General features: G+C 69.3%; 19 protein-coding genes and 1 pseudogene. 16 read left to right on the forward strand and 4 right to left on the reverse strand.

What is annotated here, in order from left to right; all coding sequences use genetic code 11:
* Nucleotides 1–90 precede the first annotated feature (90 nt).
* The 10 genes from ssb (at nucleotide 91) to ALA01S_RS00940 (ending at nucleotide 9,207) form a co-directional block, all read left to right on the forward strand.
* Entirely contained in the window at nucleotides 91–642 is a 552-nt protein-coding gene (gene ssb / locus ALA01S_RS00895; RefSeq protein WP_066330710.1) for a single-stranded DNA-binding protein, read from the forward strand.
* A 108-nt stretch (nucleotides 643–750) separates the two neighbouring features.
* Nucleotides 751–1,110 (forward strand): thioredoxin domain-containing protein, encoded by a 360-nt coding sequence (locus tag ALA01S_RS00900; RefSeq protein WP_066330711.1) that lies wholly within the window; start codon nucleotides 751–753, stop codon nucleotides 1,108–1,110.
* Nucleotides 1,111–1,234: 124 nt separating this feature from the next.
* Nucleotides 1,235–2,227: a sulfate ABC transporter substrate-binding protein gene (locus ALA01S_RS00905; RefSeq protein ID WP_157118682.1), complete on the forward strand. Its 993-nt coding sequence runs from the start codon at nucleotides 1,235–1,237 to the stop codon at nucleotides 2,225–2,227.
* Nucleotides 2,228–2,249: 22 nt separating this feature from the next.
* Nucleotides 2,250–3,086 (forward strand): sulfate ABC transporter permease subunit CysT, encoded by an 837-nt coding sequence (gene cysT / locus ALA01S_RS00910; RefSeq protein ID WP_066330716.1) that lies wholly within the window; start codon nucleotides 2,250–2,252, stop codon nucleotides 3,084–3,086.
* A complete protein-coding gene (cysW, locus tag ALA01S_RS00915; protein ID WP_084267098.1) occupies nucleotides 3,083–4,018 on the forward strand; it encodes a sulfate ABC transporter permease subunit CysW in 936 nt (311 codons plus the stop codon). The genes cysT (ALA01S_RS00910) and cysW (ALA01S_RS00915) overlap by 4 nt, the downstream gene beginning before the upstream one ends.
* A gap of 70 nt (nucleotides 4,019–4,088) precedes the next feature.
* The gene (locus ALA01S_RS00920) at nucleotides 4,089–5,078 is read left to right on the forward strand and encodes a sulfate/molybdate ABC transporter ATP-binding protein (RefSeq protein WP_066330718.1); all 990 of its coding nucleotides are present in this window, start codon (nucleotides 4,089–4,091) and stop codon (nucleotides 5,076–5,078) included.
* A 188-nt stretch (nucleotides 5,079–5,266) separates the two neighbouring features.
* Nucleotides 5,267–6,286 (forward strand): sulfate ABC transporter substrate-binding protein, encoded by a 1,020-nt coding sequence (locus ALA01S_RS00925; protein ID WP_066330720.1) that lies wholly within the window; start codon nucleotides 5,267–5,269, stop codon nucleotides 6,284–6,286.
* A 137-nt stretch (nucleotides 6,287–6,423) separates the two neighbouring features.
* Nucleotides 6,424–7,257, forward strand: coding sequence for a sulfate ABC transporter permease subunit CysT (gene cysT / locus ALA01S_RS00930; protein ID WP_066330722.1), 834 nt, complete (start codon nucleotides 6,424–6,426; stop codon nucleotides 7,255–7,257).
* Between the two features lie 4 nt (nucleotides 7,258–7,261).
* A complete protein-coding gene (gene cysW, locus ALA01S_RS00935) occupies nucleotides 7,262–8,128 on the forward strand; it encodes a sulfate ABC transporter permease subunit CysW (protein ID WP_066330724.1) in 867 nt (288 codons plus the stop codon).
* Nucleotides 8,129–8,136: 8 nt separating this feature from the next.
* Nucleotides 8,137–9,207, forward strand: coding sequence for a sulfate/molybdate ABC transporter ATP-binding protein (locus ALA01S_RS00940; protein ID WP_066330726.1), 1,071 nt, complete (start codon nucleotides 8,137–8,139; stop codon nucleotides 9,205–9,207).
* 35 nt (nucleotides 9,208–9,242) lie between these two features.
* Here ALA01S_RS00940 and ALA01S_RS31415 read toward each other — a convergent pair whose 3' ends face one another.
* Nucleotides 9,243–9,398 carry a DUF1328 domain-containing protein gene (locus tag ALA01S_RS31415; protein ID WP_084267087.1) on the reverse strand — a complete coding sequence of 52 codons (156 nt, stop codon included), beginning with the start codon at nucleotides 9,396–9,398 and terminating at the stop codon, nucleotides 9,243–9,245.
* A 195-nt stretch (nucleotides 9,399–9,593) separates the two neighbouring features.
* On the opposite strand from ALA01S_RS31415, the gene ALA01S_RS00945 reads away from it, so the two are divergent.
* The 5 genes from ALA01S_RS00945 (at nucleotide 9,594) to ALA01S_RS00965 (ending at nucleotide 14,241) form a co-directional block, all read left to right on the forward strand.
* Complete coding sequence (locus ALA01S_RS00945) at nucleotides 9,594–10,622, forward strand: amino acid ABC transporter substrate-binding protein (protein ID WP_066330727.1); 1,029 nt, start codon at nucleotides 9,594–9,596, stop codon at nucleotides 10,620–10,622.
* Nucleotides 10,580–11,575 (forward strand): amino acid ABC transporter permease, encoded by a 996-nt coding sequence (locus ALA01S_RS00950; protein WP_066330728.1) that lies wholly within the window; start codon nucleotides 10,580–10,582, stop codon nucleotides 11,573–11,575. The genes ALA01S_RS00945 and ALA01S_RS00950 overlap by 43 nt, the downstream gene beginning before the upstream one ends.
* A gap of 14 nt (nucleotides 11,576–11,589) precedes the next feature.
* Nucleotides 11,590–12,702, forward strand: coding sequence for an amino acid ABC transporter permease (locus ALA01S_RS00955; RefSeq protein WP_084267088.1), 1,113 nt, complete (start codon nucleotides 11,590–11,592; stop codon nucleotides 12,700–12,702).
* The gene (locus ALA01S_RS00960; protein WP_066330729.1) at nucleotides 12,699–13,490 is read left to right on the forward strand and encodes an amino acid ABC transporter ATP-binding protein; all 792 of its coding nucleotides are present in this window, start codon (nucleotides 12,699–12,701) and stop codon (nucleotides 13,488–13,490) included. The genes ALA01S_RS00955 and ALA01S_RS00960 overlap by 4 nt, the downstream gene beginning before the upstream one ends.
* A 154-nt stretch (nucleotides 13,491–13,644) precedes the next feature.
* Entirely contained in the window at nucleotides 13,645–14,241 is a 597-nt protein-coding gene (locus ALA01S_RS00965) for a nitroreductase family protein (protein ID WP_066330731.1), read from the forward strand.
* Between the two features lie 31 nt (nucleotides 14,242–14,272).
* On the opposite strand, the gene ALA01S_RS00970 is transcribed toward ALA01S_RS00965, so the two are convergent.
* From ALA01S_RS00970 to ALA01S_RS00980, 3 genes are all read right to left on the reverse strand, one after another.
* On the reverse strand, nucleotides 14,273–15,220 hold the full coding sequence (locus ALA01S_RS00970) for a CysB family HTH-type transcriptional regulator (protein ID WP_066330733.1): 948 nt from the start codon (nucleotides 15,218–15,220) through the stop codon (nucleotides 14,273–14,275).
* Between the two features lie 282 nt (nucleotides 15,221–15,502).
* On the reverse strand, nucleotides 15,503–16,663 hold the full coding sequence (mnmA, locus tag ALA01S_RS00975; protein ID WP_066330735.1) for a tRNA 2-thiouridine(34) synthase MnmA: 1,161 nt from the start codon (nucleotides 16,661–16,663) through the stop codon (nucleotides 15,503–15,505).
* The gene (locus ALA01S_RS00980) at nucleotides 16,660–17,163 is read right to left on the reverse strand and encodes an NUDIX hydrolase (protein ID WP_066330737.1); all 504 of its coding nucleotides are present in this window, start codon (nucleotides 17,161–17,163) and stop codon (nucleotides 16,660–16,662) included. Before ALA01S_RS00980 ends, mnmA begins: the two co-directional genes overlap by 4 nt.
* 131 nt (nucleotides 17,164–17,294) lie before the next feature.
* Between ALA01S_RS00980 and ALA01S_RS00985 the strand changes: the two are divergent.
* A pseudogene (locus ALA01S_RS00985) lies at nucleotides 17,295–17,489 on the forward strand (NAD(P)(+) transhydrogenase (Re/Si-specific) subunit alpha); the annotation flags it as partial.

Here is a 17,489-nt window from a genome sequence, read left to right on the forward strand (position 1 = left end):
GCGCCAAGGCCCCGGAGGGGCTGCGGCACGGGGCATGCGGCACAATCCTGTCTTTTCGTACAGAGCACATTTCGCGCAGGAGCGTCACATATGGCCAGCGTCAACAAAGTCATTCTCATCGGCAACTGCGGGCGCGACCCGGAGGTGCGCTACACGCCCCAGGGCACGGCCATCTGCAACGTCTCCGTCGCCACTTCCAGCCGCCGCAAGGACCGCAACACCGGCGAGTCGGTGGAAGACACGCAGTGGCACCGCGTCACCTTCTATGAGCGCCTGGCCGAGATCGCCGGCGAATACCTGAAGAAGGGCCGCCCCGTGTACGTCGAAGGCCGCCTGAAGTACGGCAAGTACACCGACAAGGACGGCATCGAGCGCAACACCGTGGACATCGTGGCCGAGCAGATGCAGCTCCTCGGCGGCCGTGAAGGCATGGGCGACGACATGGGCGGTGGCGGCGGCATGGGCGGCGGCGCCTCCCGCGGCGGCTACAACCGCGCCCCGGCCCGCGGCGGCGACGACATGGACGCCCCCGCGCCCGCCCCGCGCGCCGCGGCCCCCCGCCCGGCCCCGCAGCGTCCGGCCCCGGCGCCCCAGCGCCCGGCCACCGGCTTCGACGACATGGACGACGACATCCCGTTCTGATCGGCGTCCCGCCGGTTTTTCACCTGCATCAAGACAGCGGCCCTCGGGCCGCTTTTTCATTCCCGACGCCGCCAGGGCCCGGGCTTTGCCCTGCCACACTTGCAACCCATGCCGACCGCTGTTGAACCCCTGCTCGTCGCCTGCCTGTGCGCCGCCTGGTGCGGCACCTGCAAGGAATACCTGGCCACCTTCGATGCCGCCCGCGACGCCGCCCAAGCCGGCGAGCGCTTCATCTGGGTGGACATCGAGGACGAATCGGACGTCGTCGGCGACGTCGACGTCGAGAACTTCCCCACCGTGCTCGTGGCCCGCGGCGACACCATCCTGTACTTCGGCGTGCTGCTGCCGCAGCCCGGCCACCTCACGCGGCTGCTGCAGGCCGCGCGCGAAGGCGGCCTCAAGCCCCAGGCCGTGGATGAGGACGCGGCCGGCCTGCCGGAGCGCGTGCGCGCCCTGCAGCCGGGGTAACCGGTAACACCTGACACTTTCCACGCTTGAGGCTGCGCCGGCCGCATAAGCAAGGGCGCAAACATTCGTTGGTCGGCCCAGGGGCGATTCCTAGGATGCCTTCATGCATCCCAGGAGGACTCTCATGAAATCGCTGTTCTTAGCCGCGCTGCTCGCCGTGGCCGCCGTCGGCGCCCAAGCCAAGGACATTGGCCTGCTCAACGTGTCCTATGACCCGACACGTGAGCTCTACCAGGACGTCAACGCCGCCTTCGCCAAGCAGTACCAGGCCAAGAGCGGCGACACCGTCACCGTCAAGCAGTCGCACGGCGGCTCCGGCAAGCAGGCCCGCTCGGTCATCGACGGGCTGGAGGCCGACGTGGTGACGCTGGCCCTGGCCTACGACATCGACGAGATCGCCGCCAAGGCCAAGCTGCTGCCGCCGGACTGGCAAAAGCGCCTGCCGCAAAACAGCTCGCCCTACCGCTCCACCATCGTCTTCCTGGTGCGCAAGGGCAACCCGAAAGCCATCAAGGACTGGGACGACCTGGTCAAGCCCGGCATCGCCGTCATCACCCCCAACCCCAAGACCTCCGGCGGCGCGCGCTGGAACTACCTCGCCGCCTGGGGCTACGCGCAGAAGAAATACGGCTCCGAGGCCAAGGCGCAGGAGTTCGTGGGCAAGCTGCTGTCCAACGTGCCCGTGCTCGACAGCGGCGCGCGCGGCGCCACCACCACCTTCGTCGAGCGCGGCCTGGGCGACGTGCTGCTGGCCTGGGAGAACGAGGCGCTGCTGGCGCTCAAGGAGCTTGGGCCGGACAAGTTCGACGTGGTCGCCCCCTCCATCTCCATCCTGGCCGAGCCGCCCGTGGCGGTCGTGGACAAGGTGGTGGACAAGAAGGGCACCCGCGCCGCCGCGCAGGCCTACCTGGAGTTCCTCTACTCCCCCGAAGGCCAGGACATCGCCGGCAAGCACTACTACCGGCCCGTGGACCAGGCCGCCGCCGCCAAGTACGCCAAGCAGTTCCCGCAGGTGAAGCTGTTCACCATCGACGAGCAGTTCGGCGGCTGGGCCAAGGCGCAGCAGACGCACTTCTCCGACGGCGGCACCTTCGACCGCGTCTTCGCCCGCAAGTAAACCCTCCGCAGGAACTGCCGCCATGCTGTCGCGCCTGCTGCTCAAGCAGCGCAGCGTGCTGCCCGGGTTCAACCTCGCCCTGGGCTTCACGCTGCTGTACCTGAGCCTCATCGTCCTGCTGCCGCTGTCCGCCGCCTTCATCAAGACGTCGGGCATGACGCTGCAGGCCTTCCTCGACGCGGTGAGCACGCCGCGCGTGCTGGCCTCCTACCGGCTGACCTTCGGGGCGTCGCTGGCCGCCGCGCTGGTCAACGCCGTGTTCGGCCTGCTCGTGGCCTGGGTGCTGGTGCGCCAGCGCGTGCCGGGCAAGCGCATCGTCGATGCGCTGGTGGACCTGCCCTTCGCGCTGCCCACGGCCGTGGCCGGCATCGCGCTCACCGCCCTCTACGCCCAGAACGGCTGGATTGGGCAGGTCCTGCCCTTCAAGGTGAGCTTCACGCCCGTGGGCGTGTTCGTGGCGCTGGTCTTCATCGGCCTGCCCTTCGTGGTGCGCACGCTGCAGCCGGTGCTCGAAGACCTGGACCGCAGCGTCGAGGAAGCGGCGGCCACGCTGGGCGCCTCGCGGCTGCAGACCTTCTTCAAGGTGGTGCTGCCGGTGCTGCTGCCCGCGCTGCTCACGGGCTTCACCCTCGCCTTCGCCCGCGCCTTGGGCGAGTACGGCAGCGTGATCTTCATCGCCGGCAACCTGCCCATGGTCAGCGAGATCACGCCGCTGCTGATCATCACGCGGCTGGAGCAGTACGACTACCAGGGCGCCACGGCCATCGCCGTGGTGATGCTGGTCTCCAGTTTTGTTTTGCTGCTGCTCATCAACGCGCTTCAGGCGTGGACGCGGCGGCGCCAGGGAGCCACGACATGAGTTCTGTCCTGCCCGTTTCCCCGGTCGCCGCGGCCTCCGTGCCGCTGGGCACCACGCTGGGCCACCCAAGCCGCGCCGCTGCCAAGCCCAGGGCCGCCAACGCCCCGTCGCGCTGGGTCAACGCGCTGCTGGTGGGCGTGGCGCTGCTGTTCCTGACGCTGTTCCTCTTCGTCCCGCTGGCGGCGGTGTTCGTCCAGGCCTTCGCCAAGGGCGTGGACGTGTACCTGGACGCCATCAGCCAACCCGACGCGCTGGACGCCGTCAAGCTCACGCTGCTGGCCGCGGCGATCTCGGTGCCGCTGAACCTCGCCTTCGGCGTGGCCGCGGCCTGGGCCATCGCGAAGTTCGACTTCCGCGGCAAGAGCCTGCTCATCACGCTCATCGACCTGCCCTTCTCGGTCAGCCCCGTGATCGCCGGCCTGATCTACGTGCTGGTCTTCGGCCTGCAAGGCTGGCTCGGCCCCTGGCTGCAGGAACATGACCTGAAGATCATCTTTGCCGTGCCCGGCATCGTGCTGGCCACGGTGTTCGTGACCTTCCCCTTCGTGGCGCGCGAGCTGATCCCGCTCATGCAGGCCCAGGGCAAGGACCAGGAGGAAGCCGCGCTGGTGCTGGGCGCCTCCGGCTGGCAGACCTTCTGGCACGTGACCATTCCCAACGTGAAGTGGGCGCTGCTGTACGGCGTGATCCTGTGCAACGCCCGCGCCATGGGCGAGTTCGGCGCGGTGAGCGTGGTCTCCGGCCACATCCGCGGCCTGACCAACACCATGCCGCTGCACATCGAGATCCTCTACAACGAGTACCAGTTCGCCGCCGCCTTCGCCGTGGCCTCGCTGCTGGCGGGCCTGGCGCTGGTGACGCTGGTGCTCAAGGCGCTGGTGGAGCGCCGCGTCAGGGCGCAGCTGCGCGAGCAGCACGAGGGCACGGCATGAAGCCGTCCGTCCCCATCCGCTGCGCCCTCAACGTCTCCAAGAAAAACCTGTACTGCCACGGGAGAACCGCATGAGCATCCAGTTGCACCAGATCAGCAAGCGCTTCGGCCCCACCGTGGTGTGCGAGGGCGTGGACCTGCACATCCCCGCGGGCGAGATGGTCGCCCTCCTGGGGCCCTCGGGCTCCGGCAAGACCACCCTGCTGCGCATCATGGCCGGGCTGGAGACGCCGGACGCCGGTCGCGTCTTCATGCACGGCCAGGACGCCACGGAGGCCCCCGTGCAGCAGCGCCGCGTGGGCTTCGTGTTCCAGCACTACGCGCTGTTCAACCACCTGAACGTGCGCGACAACGTGGCCTTCGGCCTGCGCATGGTCCCGCGCGCCCAGCGGCAGACCGAGGCGCAGATACGCCGCCGCGTCGACGAGCTGCTGGAGCGGGTGCAGCTCTCCAGCTTCGCCGCCCGCCACCCGAATCAGCTCTCCGGCGGCCAGCGCCAGCGCGTGGCCCTGGCCCGCGCCCTGGCGGTGGAGCCCAAGGTGCTGCTGCTGGACGAACCCTTCGGCGCCCTGGACGCGCAGGTGCGCAAGGAGCTGCGCCGCTGGCTGCGCCGGCTGCACGAGGACATGCACGTCACCAGCGTCTTCGTCACCCACGACCAGGAGGAGGCCATGGAAGTGGCTGACCGCATCGTGGTGATGAACAAGGGCCGCATCGAGCAGGAAGGCCGCCCGCAGGACCTGTACGACCAGCCCGCGAACCCCTTCGTCCTGCAGTTCCTGGGCGACGCCCAGCGCCTGGACGACGGCGCCGGCACGCCGCTGTGGGTGCGCGCGCACGAGATCGCCGTGCACCGCGACCACGCCCCCGGCCGCGTCAGCGCCACGCTGGCGCACGCGCTGTGCATGGGCTCGCGCATGCGCCTGGGTTTCCACAAGGCCGACGGCGCGGCCATCGAGGTGGAGCTCACCCGCGAGGAGTACCAGGCCTTCACCATGGACGTGGGCAGCGCCTATCACCTGGAGCCGCGCCGCGCGGCGCGCTTCCAGCAAGCGGCCTGAGGGCTGCGCCGGCGCGGGATTTTCAATGGTCTGTTGAAGAAATCAGCGGGCATTGCTTCGAAAATGGAAGCAATCGGGGAAGCCCCGGGCCGCTTCAAAGGCACCTCTTCCGCGCCGGGTTGGCCGCCTTGCCTACCATCCCCGCCCGTCCATAAAAAACACCCCGCTTTCGCGGGCTCCAAGCTGCCATGACCGTTCGCAACCCCCTGCGCCGCCGTCTCGTCCTCGGCGCCCCCGCCGCCGCGCTGGCCGGCGCCCTGCCCTCCATCGCCCAAGCCGCCTCGGTGACGCTGCTCAACGTCAGCTACGACGTCGCGCGCGAGTTCTACAAGGACATCAACAAGGCCTTCGTCCCGTACTGGAAGAAGACCGCCGGCGAGGACGTCACGGTCAACCAGTCGCACGGCGGCTCCAGCAAGCAGGCACGCGCGGTGATCGAAGGGCTGGATGCCGACGTCATCACCATGAACCAGGCCCTGGACATCGACGTCGTCGCCGACAAGGGCCTCATTGCCGCCGATTGGGCCAAGCGCCTGCCCAACAACGCCGCGCCCACCTCCTCTGTGACCATGTTCCTGGTGCGCAAAGGCAACCCCAAGGGCGTCAAGGACTGGGCCGACCTCGCCAAGCCCGGCATGAGCGTCGTCATTCCCAACCCCAAGGTCACGGGCAACGGCCGCTACACCTACCTGGGCGCCTGGGGCTCGGTCATCAAGGGCGGCGGCACCCCGGCGCAGGCGCGTGAGCTGACGCAGAAGATCTTCGCCAACGTGCCCGTGTTCGACGGCGGCGGCCGCGCCGCCACCACCACCTTCGCGCAGCGCAACATCGGCGACGTGCTCTGCACCTTCGAGAGCGAGGTGCAGTCCATCGTCGAGGAGTTCGGCAAGAATTTTGATTTCGTTTATCCGGCCCGCACCGTGCTCGCGGAGAACCCGGTGGCCGTCATCGACAAGGTCGTGGACCGCAAGGGCACGCGCAAGCAGGCCGAGGCGTATTTGAAATTCCTCTGGACCGAGGAGGCGCAGCAGATCGCCGTCAAGCACAACCTGCGCCCCCGCGACGCCAAGCTGCTGGCCGCCCACGCCAAGGACTTCCCCAGCGTGCCCACCTTCACCGTGGACGAAGTCTTCGGAAGCTGGAAGAAGGCGCAGGCCGAGCACTTCAACGACGGCGGCATCTACGACCAGCTCATGGCCAAGAAGTAAGCCGTAGCCGGCCCTGGTTCACGACCAGCCGGGCCGTCGCTTCCGGTGCCCCGCCGCGGCGGGGCCACAATTCCCGTTTTCGCCTTTGCCGACAAGGCGTTGCGGACCGTTGCCGGTCTGCCGCGCCCGGCCCCGCCATGCTCTTCTCCCGCACCCTGCTCAAGCGCCACAGCGTGCTGCCGGGCTTCGACCTGGCCCTGGGTTTCACGCTGCTGTACCTCAGCCTCGTGGTGCTCATCCCGCTGTCGGCCGCCTTCCTCAAGGCCGCGACCATGACGCCCGCCGCCTTCTGGGACGCCGTGGCCTCGCCGCGCGTCGTCGCCTCCTACCGGCTCACCTTCGGCGCCTCCTTCCTGGCCGCGCTGGTCAACGCCTTCTTCGGCTTGTTGATCGCCTGGGTGCTGGTGCGCTACGACTTCCCCGGCCGCCGCCTGGTGGACGCGCTGGTGGACTTGCCCTTCGCCCTGCCCACGGCCGTGGCCGGCATCACGCTCACCGCGCTCTATGCCGAGAACGGCTGGATAGGCCAGTACTTGCCCTTCAAGGTCAGCTTCACGCCGCTGGGCGTGTTCGTGGCGCTGCTGTTCATCGGCCTGCCCTTCGTGGTGCGCACCTTGCAGCCGGTGCTGGAAGACCTGGGCCGCGAGCTGGAGGAAGCCGCCGCCACCCTGGGCGCCACGCGCTGGCAGTGCTTCAGCCGCGTGACCTTCCCCATCCTGGCGCCCGCGCTGCTCACGGGCTTCGCGCTGGCCTTCGCCCGCGCGTTGGGCGAGTACGGCAGCGTGATCTTCATCGCCGGCAACCTGCCCATGGTCAGCGAGATCACGCCGCTGATGATCATCTCCAAGCTGGAGCAGTACGACGTGCCCGGCGCCACGGCCATCGCCGTGGTGATGCTGGTGAGCAGCTTCGTGATGCTGCTCCTGATCAACACGCTGCAGGCCTGGGCCCGGCGCCGCGAAGGGCAGTGACGCCATGAACCCCATGTCTTCTTCCTCGGCCTCCGACGCCGCCACCGAGCCCGCCTGGGTGCGGCGCACGCTCATCGCGGTGGCGCTGGCCTTCCTGACGCTGTTCCTCTTCGTCCCGCTGGTGCTGGTCTTCATCGAGGCCTTCAAGAAGGGCGTCGAGGTCTACCTGGAGGCCATCATCGAGCCGGACGCGGCCTCGGCCATCAAGCTCACGCTGATCGCCGCCGGCATCTCCGTGCCGCTCAACCTCGTCTTCGGCGTGGCGGCGGCCTGGGCCATCGCGAAGTTCGAGTTCCGCGGCAAGAGCGTGCTGCTCACGCTCATCGACCTGCCCTTCTCGGTCAGCCCCGTCATTGCCGGCCTGATCTACATCCTGGTCTTCGGCCTGCAGGGCTGGCTGGGCGCCTGGCTGCAGGCGCACGACTTGAAGATCATCTTCGCGGTGCCGGCCATCGTCCTGGCCACGCTGTTCATCACCTTCCCCTTCGTGGCGCGGGAGCTGATTCCGCTGATGCAGGCGCAGGGCGTGGAGCAGGAAGAGGCGGCCACGGTGCTGGGCGCCTCGGGCTGGCAGACCTTCCGCCGCGTGACCCTGCCCAACGTGAAGTGGGCACTGCTGTACGGCGTGATCCTGTGCAACGCCCGCGCCATGGGCGAGTTCGGTGCGGTGAGCGTGGTCTCCGGCCACATCCGCGGCCAGACCAACACCATGCCGCTGCACATTGAAATTCTCTACAACGAGTACCAGTTCGCCGCCGCCTTCGCGGTCGCCTCGCTGCTGGCGGCGCTGGCGCTGGTGACGCTGGGCTTGAAATACATCGTCGAGCGGCGCGTGAAGGCGCAGCTCAAGCAGGCCGGTCGCGGCGAGTAAGGTTCCCCATGAGCATTGAAGTCCGCAACCTGGTGAAGCGCTTCGGCACGCTGGCCGTCTGCGACAACCTGAATCTCACCATCCCCGCCGGCGAGCTGGTCGCCCTGCTGGGCCCTTCAGGGTCGGGCAAGACCACCCTGCTGCGCATCATCGCGGGCCTGGAGAAGGCCGACAGCGGCAGCGTGCTGTTCCACGGCGACGACACCACGCGCACGGCGGTACGCGAGCGCAACGTGGGCTTCGTCTTCCAGCACTACGCGCTGTTCCCGCAGATGAACATCTTCGAGAACGTCGCTTTCGGCCTGCGTGTGCGCCCGCGCGCCACGCGCCCAAGCGAGGCGGAGATACGCACCCGGGTGATGGACCTGCTGAAGCTCGTGCAGCTCGATTGGCTGGCCGAGCGCTACCCGCATCAGCTCTCCGGCGGCCAGCGCCAGCGCATCGCGCTGGCGCGCGCCCTGGCGGTGGAGCCCAAGGTGCTGCTGCTGGACGAGCCCTTCGGCGCGCTGGACGCCAAGGTGCGCAAGGAGCTGCGCCGCTGGCTGCGCCGGCTGCACGACGAGATGCACGTCACCAGCGTCTTCGTCACGCACGACCAGGACGAGGCCATGGAGGTGGCCGACCGCATCGTGGTGATGAACCAGGGCCGCATCGAGCAGGACGGCCGCCCCGACGAGGTCTACGACCATCCCGCCACGCCCTTCGTCCTGCAGTTCCTGGGCGACGTGAACCTGTTCCACGGCCGCACCGGCCACAGCGGCAGCCCGCACGAGGCCACGTCCGACGGCACCGTGAGCTACGTGCGCCCGCACGAGCTGCAGGTGCTGGGCCAGGAAGCGCCCGGCACGCTGCCGGTGCGGCTGCAGCAGGCGCTGACCGTTGGGCCGAACACGCGGCTGGAGTTCCGGCGCCTGGACGACGACAGCTACGTCGACGTGGAGCTGCCGCGCGCGGACTACCTGGGGCTGCGCGAGCAACTGAAGCTGGAGCCGGGCGCGCAGGCCTGGCTGCTGCCGCGGCGGGTGACGCGCTTTGCCATCACGCCGGAGGAGCCGCAGGATCCCGCGGCGATGATCTGAGCAGGTGCAGGGGCGTGCGGGACGCCCCCGCGACGCTATCTCTTGCGGCTGATGGCGAACACGACCGCCAGGACCACTCCGACGAGGAACAGGATCCAGGCGATGTTCGCCGACATCCCGGCGATGCCACCGAAACCGAGCAGGCCTGCGACCAGCGCGATGACGAGAAAGACGACGGCGTAGTGGAGCATCTGTGACTCCTGGGTGATTTCGATGGTTCCAGCTTAGGCGGCAGGAGGCTTTGCCGTCTGTCGGCGGCGGGCGGGCCGGTCTGTAGGAAGCGGCTCACAGTGGCCGCCGTGCTGGGCCAAGCCGCGTGGCCAGGGCGCGAAGGCGCAAAAGCCCGCCTTCATTTCCCGGCCGTGCTCCCTTGCATACTTCCCGGCATGAAAAAACCAGCCCTTCTCCTTGCTCCCTTGGCTGCCGCCCTGGCCCTGGCCGCCGCCCCGGCGCAGGCCGGCAAGACGCTCGACGCCATCAAGCAGCGCGGCCAGGTCATCGTGGGTGTCAGCACCGGCGTGGCGGGCTTTTCCGCCGCCGACAGCCAGGGCCGCTGGAGCGGCTTTGACGTGGACTTCGGCAAGGCCATCGCGGCCGCTGTGCTCAGCGACGCCGAGAAGGTGCGCTGGGTGCCGCTGAGCTCGCAGCAGCGCTTCACGGCCCTGCAGTCCGGCGAGGTGGACGTGCTCTCGCGCAACACCAGCTTCACGTTGACCCGCGACGCCTCTTTGGGGCTGCAACAGACGGCCATCAACTTCTTCGACGGCCAGGGCTTCATGGTCCCGGCCAAGACCAAGGTGAAAAGCGCCAAGCAGCTCAAGGGCGCCAGCGTCTGCCTGCAGTCCGGCACCACCACCGAGAAGAACCTCACCGACTTCTCGCGCGCCAACGGCCTGAACCTGAAGCCCGTGGTGTTCGAGAAGATCGAGGCCGCCAACGCCGCCTACTTCTCCGGCCGCTGCCAGGCCTACACCACCGACGCTTCCGGGCTGGCCGCCATCCGCTCGCGCGAGGCCAAGGACCCGAAAGAGCACGCCATCCTGCCGGACCTCATCTCCAAGGAGCCGCTGGGCCCGCTGGTGCGCCGCGGCGACGACGAGTGGTTCACCATCGTGAAGTGGGTCGTGTACGGCCTGATCGAGGCCGAGGAGGCCGGCATCACCCAGGCCAACGCCGACAAGCTCAAGGCCGACAGCACCGACCCCGTCGTCCAGCGCCTGCTCGGCAAGGGCGACGACATGGGCAAGCTCCTTGGGCTGGACCGCGACTGGCTGCTGCGCGCGGTGAAGGCCGTGGGCAACTACGGCGAGATCTACGAGCGCAACGTCGGCGAGAAGACGCCCGTGGGCCTGCCCCGCGGCAAGAACGCGTTGTGGAACCAGGGCGGCCTGCTCTACGCGCCGCCGGTGCGCTGAAACCCGCCACCCGCGCCCGCCTGGCGCAGGCGCTGGTGCTGGCCGCACTGGCGCTCTTGATCGCCTGGCTCGCGCGCAACACCCTGGCCAACATGGCCGCCCGCGGCATTCAGGCGGGCTGGGATTTCCTGCACGACGCCGCCGGCTTCGAGATCGGCGAGTCGCTCATCGCCTTCGACGCCGGGCAGAGCTACGGCCGCGCCTTCCTCGTGGGCGTGCTCAACACGCTGCGCGTGGCGCTGGCGGGCATCGCCGCGGCCTCGCTGCTTGGGTTGGCCGTGGGGCTGGCGCGGCTGTCGCGCAACGCGCTGCTCTCGCGCCTGGCCGGCGCCTACGTGGAGATCGTCCGCAACGTGCCGCTGCTGGTGCAACTGCTGCTCTGGTACCTGCTGCTGGTGGAGTACCTGCCGGACCCCGGCGAGCCGCTGCACCTGGGCTCCTGGTTCCTGCTCAGCAAGGGCGGCCTGTCCTTCCCCTGGCCGGGCGAGGGCGGCTGGAGCCTGCCCCAGCCCGGCGCCTTTGCCGTGGAAGGCGGCGCGACGCTGACGCCCGAGTTCGTGGCGCTGTGGGGGGGCCTGAGCCTCTACACCGCTGCCTTCATCGCCGAGGTGGTGCGCGGCGGCGTGCTGGCCGTGCCGCGCGGGCAGACGGAAGCGGCGCTGAGCATCGGCCTCTCGCGCGCCCAGGTGCTGCAGCGCGTGGTGCTGCCGCAGGCGCTGCGCGTGATCGTCCCGCCGCTTTCGAACCAGTACCTCAACCTGACCAAGAACTCGTCGCTGGCCGTGGCCATCGGCTACCCGGACGTGGTCTCCATCGCCAACACCGCCCTCAACCAGACCGGGCGGGCGCTGGAGTGCATCAGCCTGATCATGGCCGTGTACCTGACGACCTCGCTGCTCACCGCGGCGCTCATGGGCTGGCTGGACCGCAGTGCGGCGATCCGCGAACGGTGAGGACGCCCAAAAAAATGGACCACGACGACTTCCGGCCCATTGCGCCGCGCCGCCCGCCCCCGCCGCCGGGCCTGGCGGCGCGGCTGCGCGAATCGCTTTTCAGCAACCCGCTCAGTGGCACCGCGACGCTGCTGCTCCTGGCGCTGCTGGCCTGGGGCCTGCCGCGTCTGCTGGACTGGGCGCTGTGGCAGGCGGTGTGGGCGCCAGACCCCGAGGCCTGCCAGGCCGCCCGCGGCGTGGGCGCCTGCTGGGGCGTGGTGGCGGAGAAGCACCGGCTGATCCTCTTCGGCCGCTATCCCTTCGAGCAGCAATGGCGCCCGGCCTTGGCGCTGGCGCTGTGGGCGCTGCTGGCCGTGGGCAGCGTGCTGCGCGGCGGCCGCCCCGGGGCGGGCCGCGTGCTGGGCATCGCCTGGGCGGCCGGTCTGCTTGCCGGCGTGCTGCTCATGCGCGGCGGCTTTGCCGGGCTGCCGCTGGTCACGACCGACCAGTGGGGCGGATTGCCGCTGACGCTGCTGCTGGCGCTGGTGGCCATCGCCACGGCCTTTCCCATCGCGGTGGCGCTGGCGCTTGGGCGCCGATCCGGCCCGCCACTGCTGCGCGGACTGGCCACGCTCTACATCGAACTGGTGCGCGGCGTGCCGCTGGTGTCGGTGCTCTTCATGGCCAGCTTCATCTTTCCGCTGCTGCTGCCCCCGGGCAGCAACCCGGACGTGCTGCTGCGCGTGCTCGCGGGCCTGTCGCTCTTCGCCGCGGCCTACTTGGCCGAGACCATCCGCGCCGGGCTGCAGTCCGTGCCCCTGGCGCAGGCCCAGGCCGCGCGCAGCCTGGGGATGACGGCCTGGCAGGTGCAGCGCCTGGTGCTGCTGCCGCAGGCGCTGCGCGCCGTGCTGCCCGCCCTGCTCAACAGCTTCATCTCGACGTTCAAGGACAGCTCGCTCGTCACCATCGTGAGCCTGTACGAGCTCACCGGCGCGCTGGGCCTGGCGCTCAGCGGCGACCCGGTGTGGCGGCCGTTCAAGGTGGAGGGCTACCTGTTCGTGACCGCGATCTATTTTCTGGGCTGCGCCGCCATGTCGGCCGGCGGCCGTTGGGCCGAACGCCGCTGGCGCCATGGAGGCTGTGCATGAGCACGGCCCACAACGGCGGCGGCGCCGCTGCGGCGCCGCTGGTGCGCTTCGAGCGCGTCAACAAATGGTTCGGCCAGCAGCACGTGCTGCGCGACGTGGATTTCACCGTCCAGCCCGGCGAGCGCGTGGTGCTGTGCGGGCCGTCGGGCAGCGGCAAGTCCACGCTGCTGCGCTGCGTGAACCGGCTGGAGCCTTTCCAGGAAGGCCGCCTCACCGTGGATGGCGTGGTGTTCGAAGCCGGCCGGCGCGAGGACGAGCGCGCGCTGCAGGCCCTGCGCCGCCGCGTGGGCATGGTCTTCCAGCAGTTCAACCTGTTCCCCCATCTCACCGTGCTGGAAAACCTGGCGCTGGGCCCGGAGATGGCCGGCGAGCCGCGGGCGCAGGTGCGCAAACGCGCCCTGGCGCAACTGCAGCGCGTGCGCGTGGCCGAGCAGGCGCACAAGTACCCGCTGCAGCTCTCAGGCGGCCAGCAGCAGCGCGTGGCGATCGCCCGCGCGCTGGTGCAGGCGCCGCGGCTGCTGCTGTTCGACGAGCCCACCTCGGCGCTGGACCCGGAAATGGTCCAGGAGGTGCTGGACGTGATGCGCGCCCTCGCCGACCAGGGCCAGGCCATGCTCTGCGTCACCCACGAGATGGGTTTTGCACGCGCCGTGGCCGACCGCGTGGTGTTCATGGACGAGGGGCAGATCGTGGAAACCGCGCCGGCCCGCGAGTTTTTCGAAGCCCCGCGCCGCGCGCGCACGCGGGCCTTTCTGCAGCGGGTGCTGAATCCGGCGAACACGCTGTAGGAGGTCCGCTTGCGGGCCGAACCCGGCTCCCGGCCACGATGCGTATTCGCTCAAGAACCGGCACCCCACCGCGCCGCCAATTCGGCCCGCAGACGGGCCTCCTGCAGGCTGCGGCACACTGATTGGCTTGTCCGACAACTCATGGTGAACGCCCATGGCCGCTGCCCGCCAACCTGAATACCGCATCGATCCCCAGTTCACCGAGCGCTGGTCGCCGCGTGCCTTCACCGGCGAGGCGCTGGACCAGGGCGCGCTCATGACCTGCCTGGAAGCCGCGCGCTGGGCCCCGTCCGGCAGCAACCTGCAGCCCTGGCGCTTTATCTACGGCCTGCGCGGCACGCCGGCCTTCGACACGCTGCTGGGCACGCTGGTGGAGAGCAACCGCGCCTGGGCGCAAAACGCGGGCGCTTTGTTGATCGTGCTGTCGCGCACGCAACGCACGGTGCCGGGCAAGGACGAGCCGCAAGCCATCGTCTCGCACGCCTTCGATGCCGGCGCGGCCTGGATGAGCCTGGCGCTGCAGGCCCAGGCGCTGGGCCTGCACGCGCACGCCATGGGCGGCTTCGACCGCACCAAGGCGCGCGAGGTGCTGGCCGTGCCGGAAGACCACGCGATGCACGCCGTGGTGGCGCTGGGCCGGCGCGGCGACGCGTCGCTGTTGCCGCCCGCGCTGCAGGAGCGCGAGGCGCCCAGCGGGCGCGTGCCGCTGGCCACGCTGGTGGCCGAGGGGCGTTTCGGCTTCGAGGGCTGAAAGCCCGCAGGCCGCGCCGCGCCGGCGCGGCTTACAGCGGCGCCGGCTGTGCGTCCACCGAGCGGGCGGCCTGCGCCTGCATCACGATGTCCGGCTTCAGGTGCGGCGCGAAGGCCTGGATGAAGTCGTAGGCGTAGGCGCGCAGCAGCGCGCCGCGGCGCACGGCCACGCTGGTGGTGTTGATGGCAAACAGGTGGCGCGCGTCCACGGCCTGCAGCGGGTGGTCGCGCTCGTCGTCGAAGGCGATGGAAGCCACGATGCCCACGCCCATGCCCAGGCCGACGTAGGTCTTGATCACGTCGGCATCCATGGCGCTGAGCACCAGTTGCATGTGCAGCCCGGCGCGGCGGAAGGCGTCGTCAATCGTGCCGCGGCCGGTGTAGCCGACGTCGTAGGTGATGAGCGGGTAGGCCGCCAGCCGCTGCAGCGTCAACGGGCCTTCCAGCAGCTCGTGCCCCTGCGGCACCACCACCGAGTGCGTCCAGCGGTAGCAGGACAGCGCCACCAGCGCGTCCTGCTCGGCCAGCGTCTGCGTGGCGATGCCGATGTCGGCCTCGCCGCTGACCAGCATCTGCGCAATCTGCTGCGGCGAGCCCTGGTGCAGCTTGAGGCTCACGCCGGGGTGGCGGGATTGGAAGTCGCGCACCACCGCCGGCAGCGCGTAGCGGGCCTGCGAGTGCGTGGCCGCCACGGCCAGCGTGCCCACGTCGCCCTGGCTGAAGTCCTCGCCGATGCGGTGCAGGTTCTGCGCCTCGGTCAGCAGCCGCTCCACCACCGGCAGCAGCGTGCGCCCCGGCGCCGTCAGCCCCGTCAGCCGCTTGCCCTGGCGGACGAAGATTTCCACTCCCAGCTCCTGCTCCAGCTCGCGGATCTGCCGGCTCACGCCCGGCTGCGAGGTGTGCAGCGCCTGCGCCACTTCCGTGAGGTTGAAACCGCAACGCACCGCCTCACGCACCGAACGCAGTTGCTGAAAGTTCATGACCGTTCCCGTTAGATCCAACGCAACGATTATTTGAAGCTGCGTTTTCCGCGCCAACGAAGCGATGGGCACTTGCTCATGCGGATAGCGCATGAGCTGCGTCGTTCGTCCCCCATGCGCAGGGATTGCGCGATTGATAGGGGTAATTTCGGCAGATTTCTTCAAGCTTGACTTGAAGATCACCCGCCGGTTCCGGGGAGCACTCCAGCAAAAACAAAGCCGCGCATGGGGCGCGGCTTGCTGCTTTGCGCAAAGGGTTTTTGTGCCCTGGGCAATTGCGCCTCAGTCCGGACTGGCCGACGCGATGACGCCGCCGCCCAAACAGACCTCGCCGTCGTAGAGCACGGCGGACTGGCCCGGTGTCACGGCCCATTGCGGCTGGTCGAAGTGCAGGGCCACGGCGTCCACCGCCGGCAGCGACAGGCGGCAGGGTGCGTCGGCCTGGCGGTAGCGGGTCTTGGCGCCCAGCGCGCCGGGTGCGGGCGTGCGGCCGGCCACCCAGCTCAAGTCCTGCGCCACCAGCGAGCGGCTCAGCAGCCAGGGGTGGTCGTGGCCCTGCACGGCGTACAGCGTGTTGGTGGCCGGGTCCTTGCGGGCGACGTACCAGGGCTCGTGCTCGCCGCCGCCGCGCGGGGCGCCCTTCTCCTTCACGCCGCCGATGCCCAGGCCCTGGCGCTGGCCCAGGGTGTAGAAGCTCAGGCCCACGTGCTCGCCGATCTTGCGGCCCCGCGCGTCCTTGATGGGGCCGGGCTGGTTGGAGAGGTAGCGGTTGAGGAATTCGCGAAAAGGGCGCTCGCCGATGAAGCAGATGCCGGTGGAGTCCTTCTTCTTGGCGTTGGGCAGCCCGGCCTCGGCCGCAATGCGGCGCACCTCGGTCTTGGGCAGCTCGCCCACCGGGAACAGCGTGCGCGAGAGCTGCGGCTGGTTGAGGCGGTGCAGGAAGTAGCTCTGGTCCTTGAGCGGGTCCAGGCCTTTCAGGAGCTGGAACTCGCCGGCCACTTCGCGCACGCGGGCGTAGTGGCCCGTGGCGATCTTCTCGGCGCCCAAGCGCATGGCGTGGTCGAGAAAGGCCTTGAACTTGATCTCGGCGTTGCAGAGCACGTCCGGGTTGGGCGTGCGGTTGGCCTGGTACTCGCGCAGGAACTCGGCAAAGACGCGATCCTTGTACTCGGCGGCGAAATTGACGTGTTCGATCTCGATGCCTATCACTTCGGCCACGCTGGCGGCGTCAATGAAGTCCTGGCGCGACGAGCAGAACTCGCTGTCGTCGTCGTCTTCCCAGTTCTTCATGAAGATGCCCACCACCTCGTGGCCCTGCTGCTTGAGCAGCCAGGCGCTGACGGCGGAGTCCACCCCGCCGCTGAGGCCCACCACCACGCGGCGCGCGCGCACGCCCGTGAACACCGCCGGCGCGGCGGCGGTCGAAACAGTCTCGGTGCTCATGCCTTGATCTCGGGCGCGAAGACGCTGGGGTCCGTGGTCAGCAGGGACAGCGGAAAGCGCTTGCCGGCGAGGTGGTCCTCGATGCCGCGCAACAGCAGCGGGTTGCGGTGGCGGTGGGCGCTGGCGCGTATCTCCGGCACCGTCATCCACACCGCGCGGACGATGCCGTCGTCCAGCACCCAGCCCGGTTGCGCCGCGCTGGCCGTGCCGGCAAACGCAAAGCGCAGGTAAGTGATGTCCTCGCCCGCACCCTGCCGGTACACACGCGACAGGTAAATGCCCACAAGCTGCGTGGGGACGAAGACGCAGCCGGTTTCTTCCAAAACTTCGCGCGCCACGCCTTGCAGCAGTGACTCGCCCGGGTTGAGGTGGCCGGCCGGGTTGTTCAGGCGCAAGCCCTCAGCCGTGTGTTCTTCCACCAGCAGAAAGCGCTGCTCCCCATCGACCACCTTGTCGATCAGCGCCGCCACGGTGACGTTGGGTTTCCATCGTTCTGACATGGGGCGGATGGTAGCGTCCGCCCAACGGCCTCGGCGATGCGAGGGGCTGAATCAATCAGCTTCCTTTCTATACGGTGGTATAGATAGGCGCATTGCGAAAAATTTCTGACTCTTGTGGAAGGAGACACCACATGCTGATTGGAGTTCCGCTGGAGACGGCGGCCGGAGAGACCCGCGTCGCGGTGACCCCCGAGACCGCCAAAAAACTCAAGGCCCAGGGCCACCAGTTGTTCGTGCAGTCCGGTGCCGGCGTTGCGGCAGCCGCGCCCGACGCGGCTTATGCCGCGGTAGGGGCAGAGATCGTGGACGCCAAGGCCGCCTTCAAT

This window comes from Azohydromonas lata NBRC 102462 (genome assembly GCF_001571085.1).
Classification (GTDB): Bacteria; Pseudomonadota; Gammaproteobacteria; order Burkholderiales; family Burkholderiaceae_C; genus Azohydromonas; species Azohydromonas lata.

Coding starts and splice junctions, on each gene's coding strand:
- ALA01S_RS31415 (WP_084267087.1), bottom strand. CDS start 9,398: ATGCTCCACTACGCCGTCGTCTTTCTCGTCATCGCGCTGGTCGCAGGC.
- ALA01S_RS00955 (WP_084267088.1), top strand. CDS start 11,590: ATGGACCACGACGACTTCCGGCCCATTGCGCCGCGCCGCCCGCCCCCG.
- ALA01S_RS00980 (WP_066330737.1), bottom strand. CDS start 17,163: ATGTCAGAACGATGGAAACCCAACGTCACCGTGGCGGCGCTGATCGAC.
- cysW (WP_084267098.1), top strand. CDS start 3,083: ATGAGTTCTGTCCTGCCCGTTTCCCCGGTCGCCGCGGCCTCCGTGCCG.
- ALA01S_RS00900 (WP_066330711.1), top strand. CDS start 751: ATGCCGACCGCTGTTGAACCCCTGCTCGTCGCCTGCCTGTGCGCCGCC.
- mnmA (WP_066330735.1), bottom strand. CDS start 16,663: ATGAGCACCGAGACTGTTTCGACCGCCGCCGCGCCGGCGGTGTTCACG.
- ALA01S_RS00970 (WP_066330733.1), bottom strand. CDS start 15,220: ATGAACTTTCAGCAACTGCGTTCGGTGCGTGAGGCGGTGCGTTGCGGT.
- ALA01S_RS00965 (WP_066330731.1), top strand. CDS start 13,645: ATGGCCGCTGCCCGCCAACCTGAATACCGCATCGATCCCCAGTTCACC.
- ALA01S_RS00945 (WP_066330727.1), top strand. CDS start 9,594: ATGAAAAAACCAGCCCTTCTCCTTGCTCCCTTGGCTGCCGCCCTGGCC.
- cysT (WP_066330722.1), top strand. CDS start 6,424: ATGCTCTTCTCCCGCACCCTGCTCAAGCGCCACAGCGTGCTGCCGGGC.
- ALA01S_RS00905 (WP_157118682.1), top strand. CDS start 1,235: ATGAAATCGCTGTTCTTAGCCGCGCTGCTCGCCGTGGCCGCCGTCGGC.
- cysT (WP_066330716.1), top strand. CDS start 2,250: ATGCTGTCGCGCCTGCTGCTCAAGCAGCGCAGCGTGCTGCCCGGGTTC.
- ALA01S_RS00920 (WP_066330718.1), top strand. CDS start 4,089: ATGAGCATCCAGTTGCACCAGATCAGCAAGCGCTTCGGCCCCACCGTG.
- ALA01S_RS00925 (WP_066330720.1), top strand. CDS start 5,267: ATGACCGTTCGCAACCCCCTGCGCCGCCGTCTCGTCCTCGGCGCCCCC.
- ssb (WP_066330710.1), top strand. CDS start 91: ATGGCCAGCGTCAACAAAGTCATTCTCATCGGCAACTGCGGGCGCGAC.
- ALA01S_RS00960 (WP_066330729.1), top strand. CDS start 12,699: ATGAGCACGGCCCACAACGGCGGCGGCGCCGCTGCGGCGCCGCTGGTG.
- ALA01S_RS00940 (WP_066330726.1), top strand. CDS start 8,137: ATGAGCATTGAAGTCCGCAACCTGGTGAAGCGCTTCGGCACGCTGGCC.
- cysW (WP_066330724.1), top strand. CDS start 7,262: ATGAACCCCATGTCTTCTTCCTCGGCCTCCGACGCCGCCACCGAGCCC.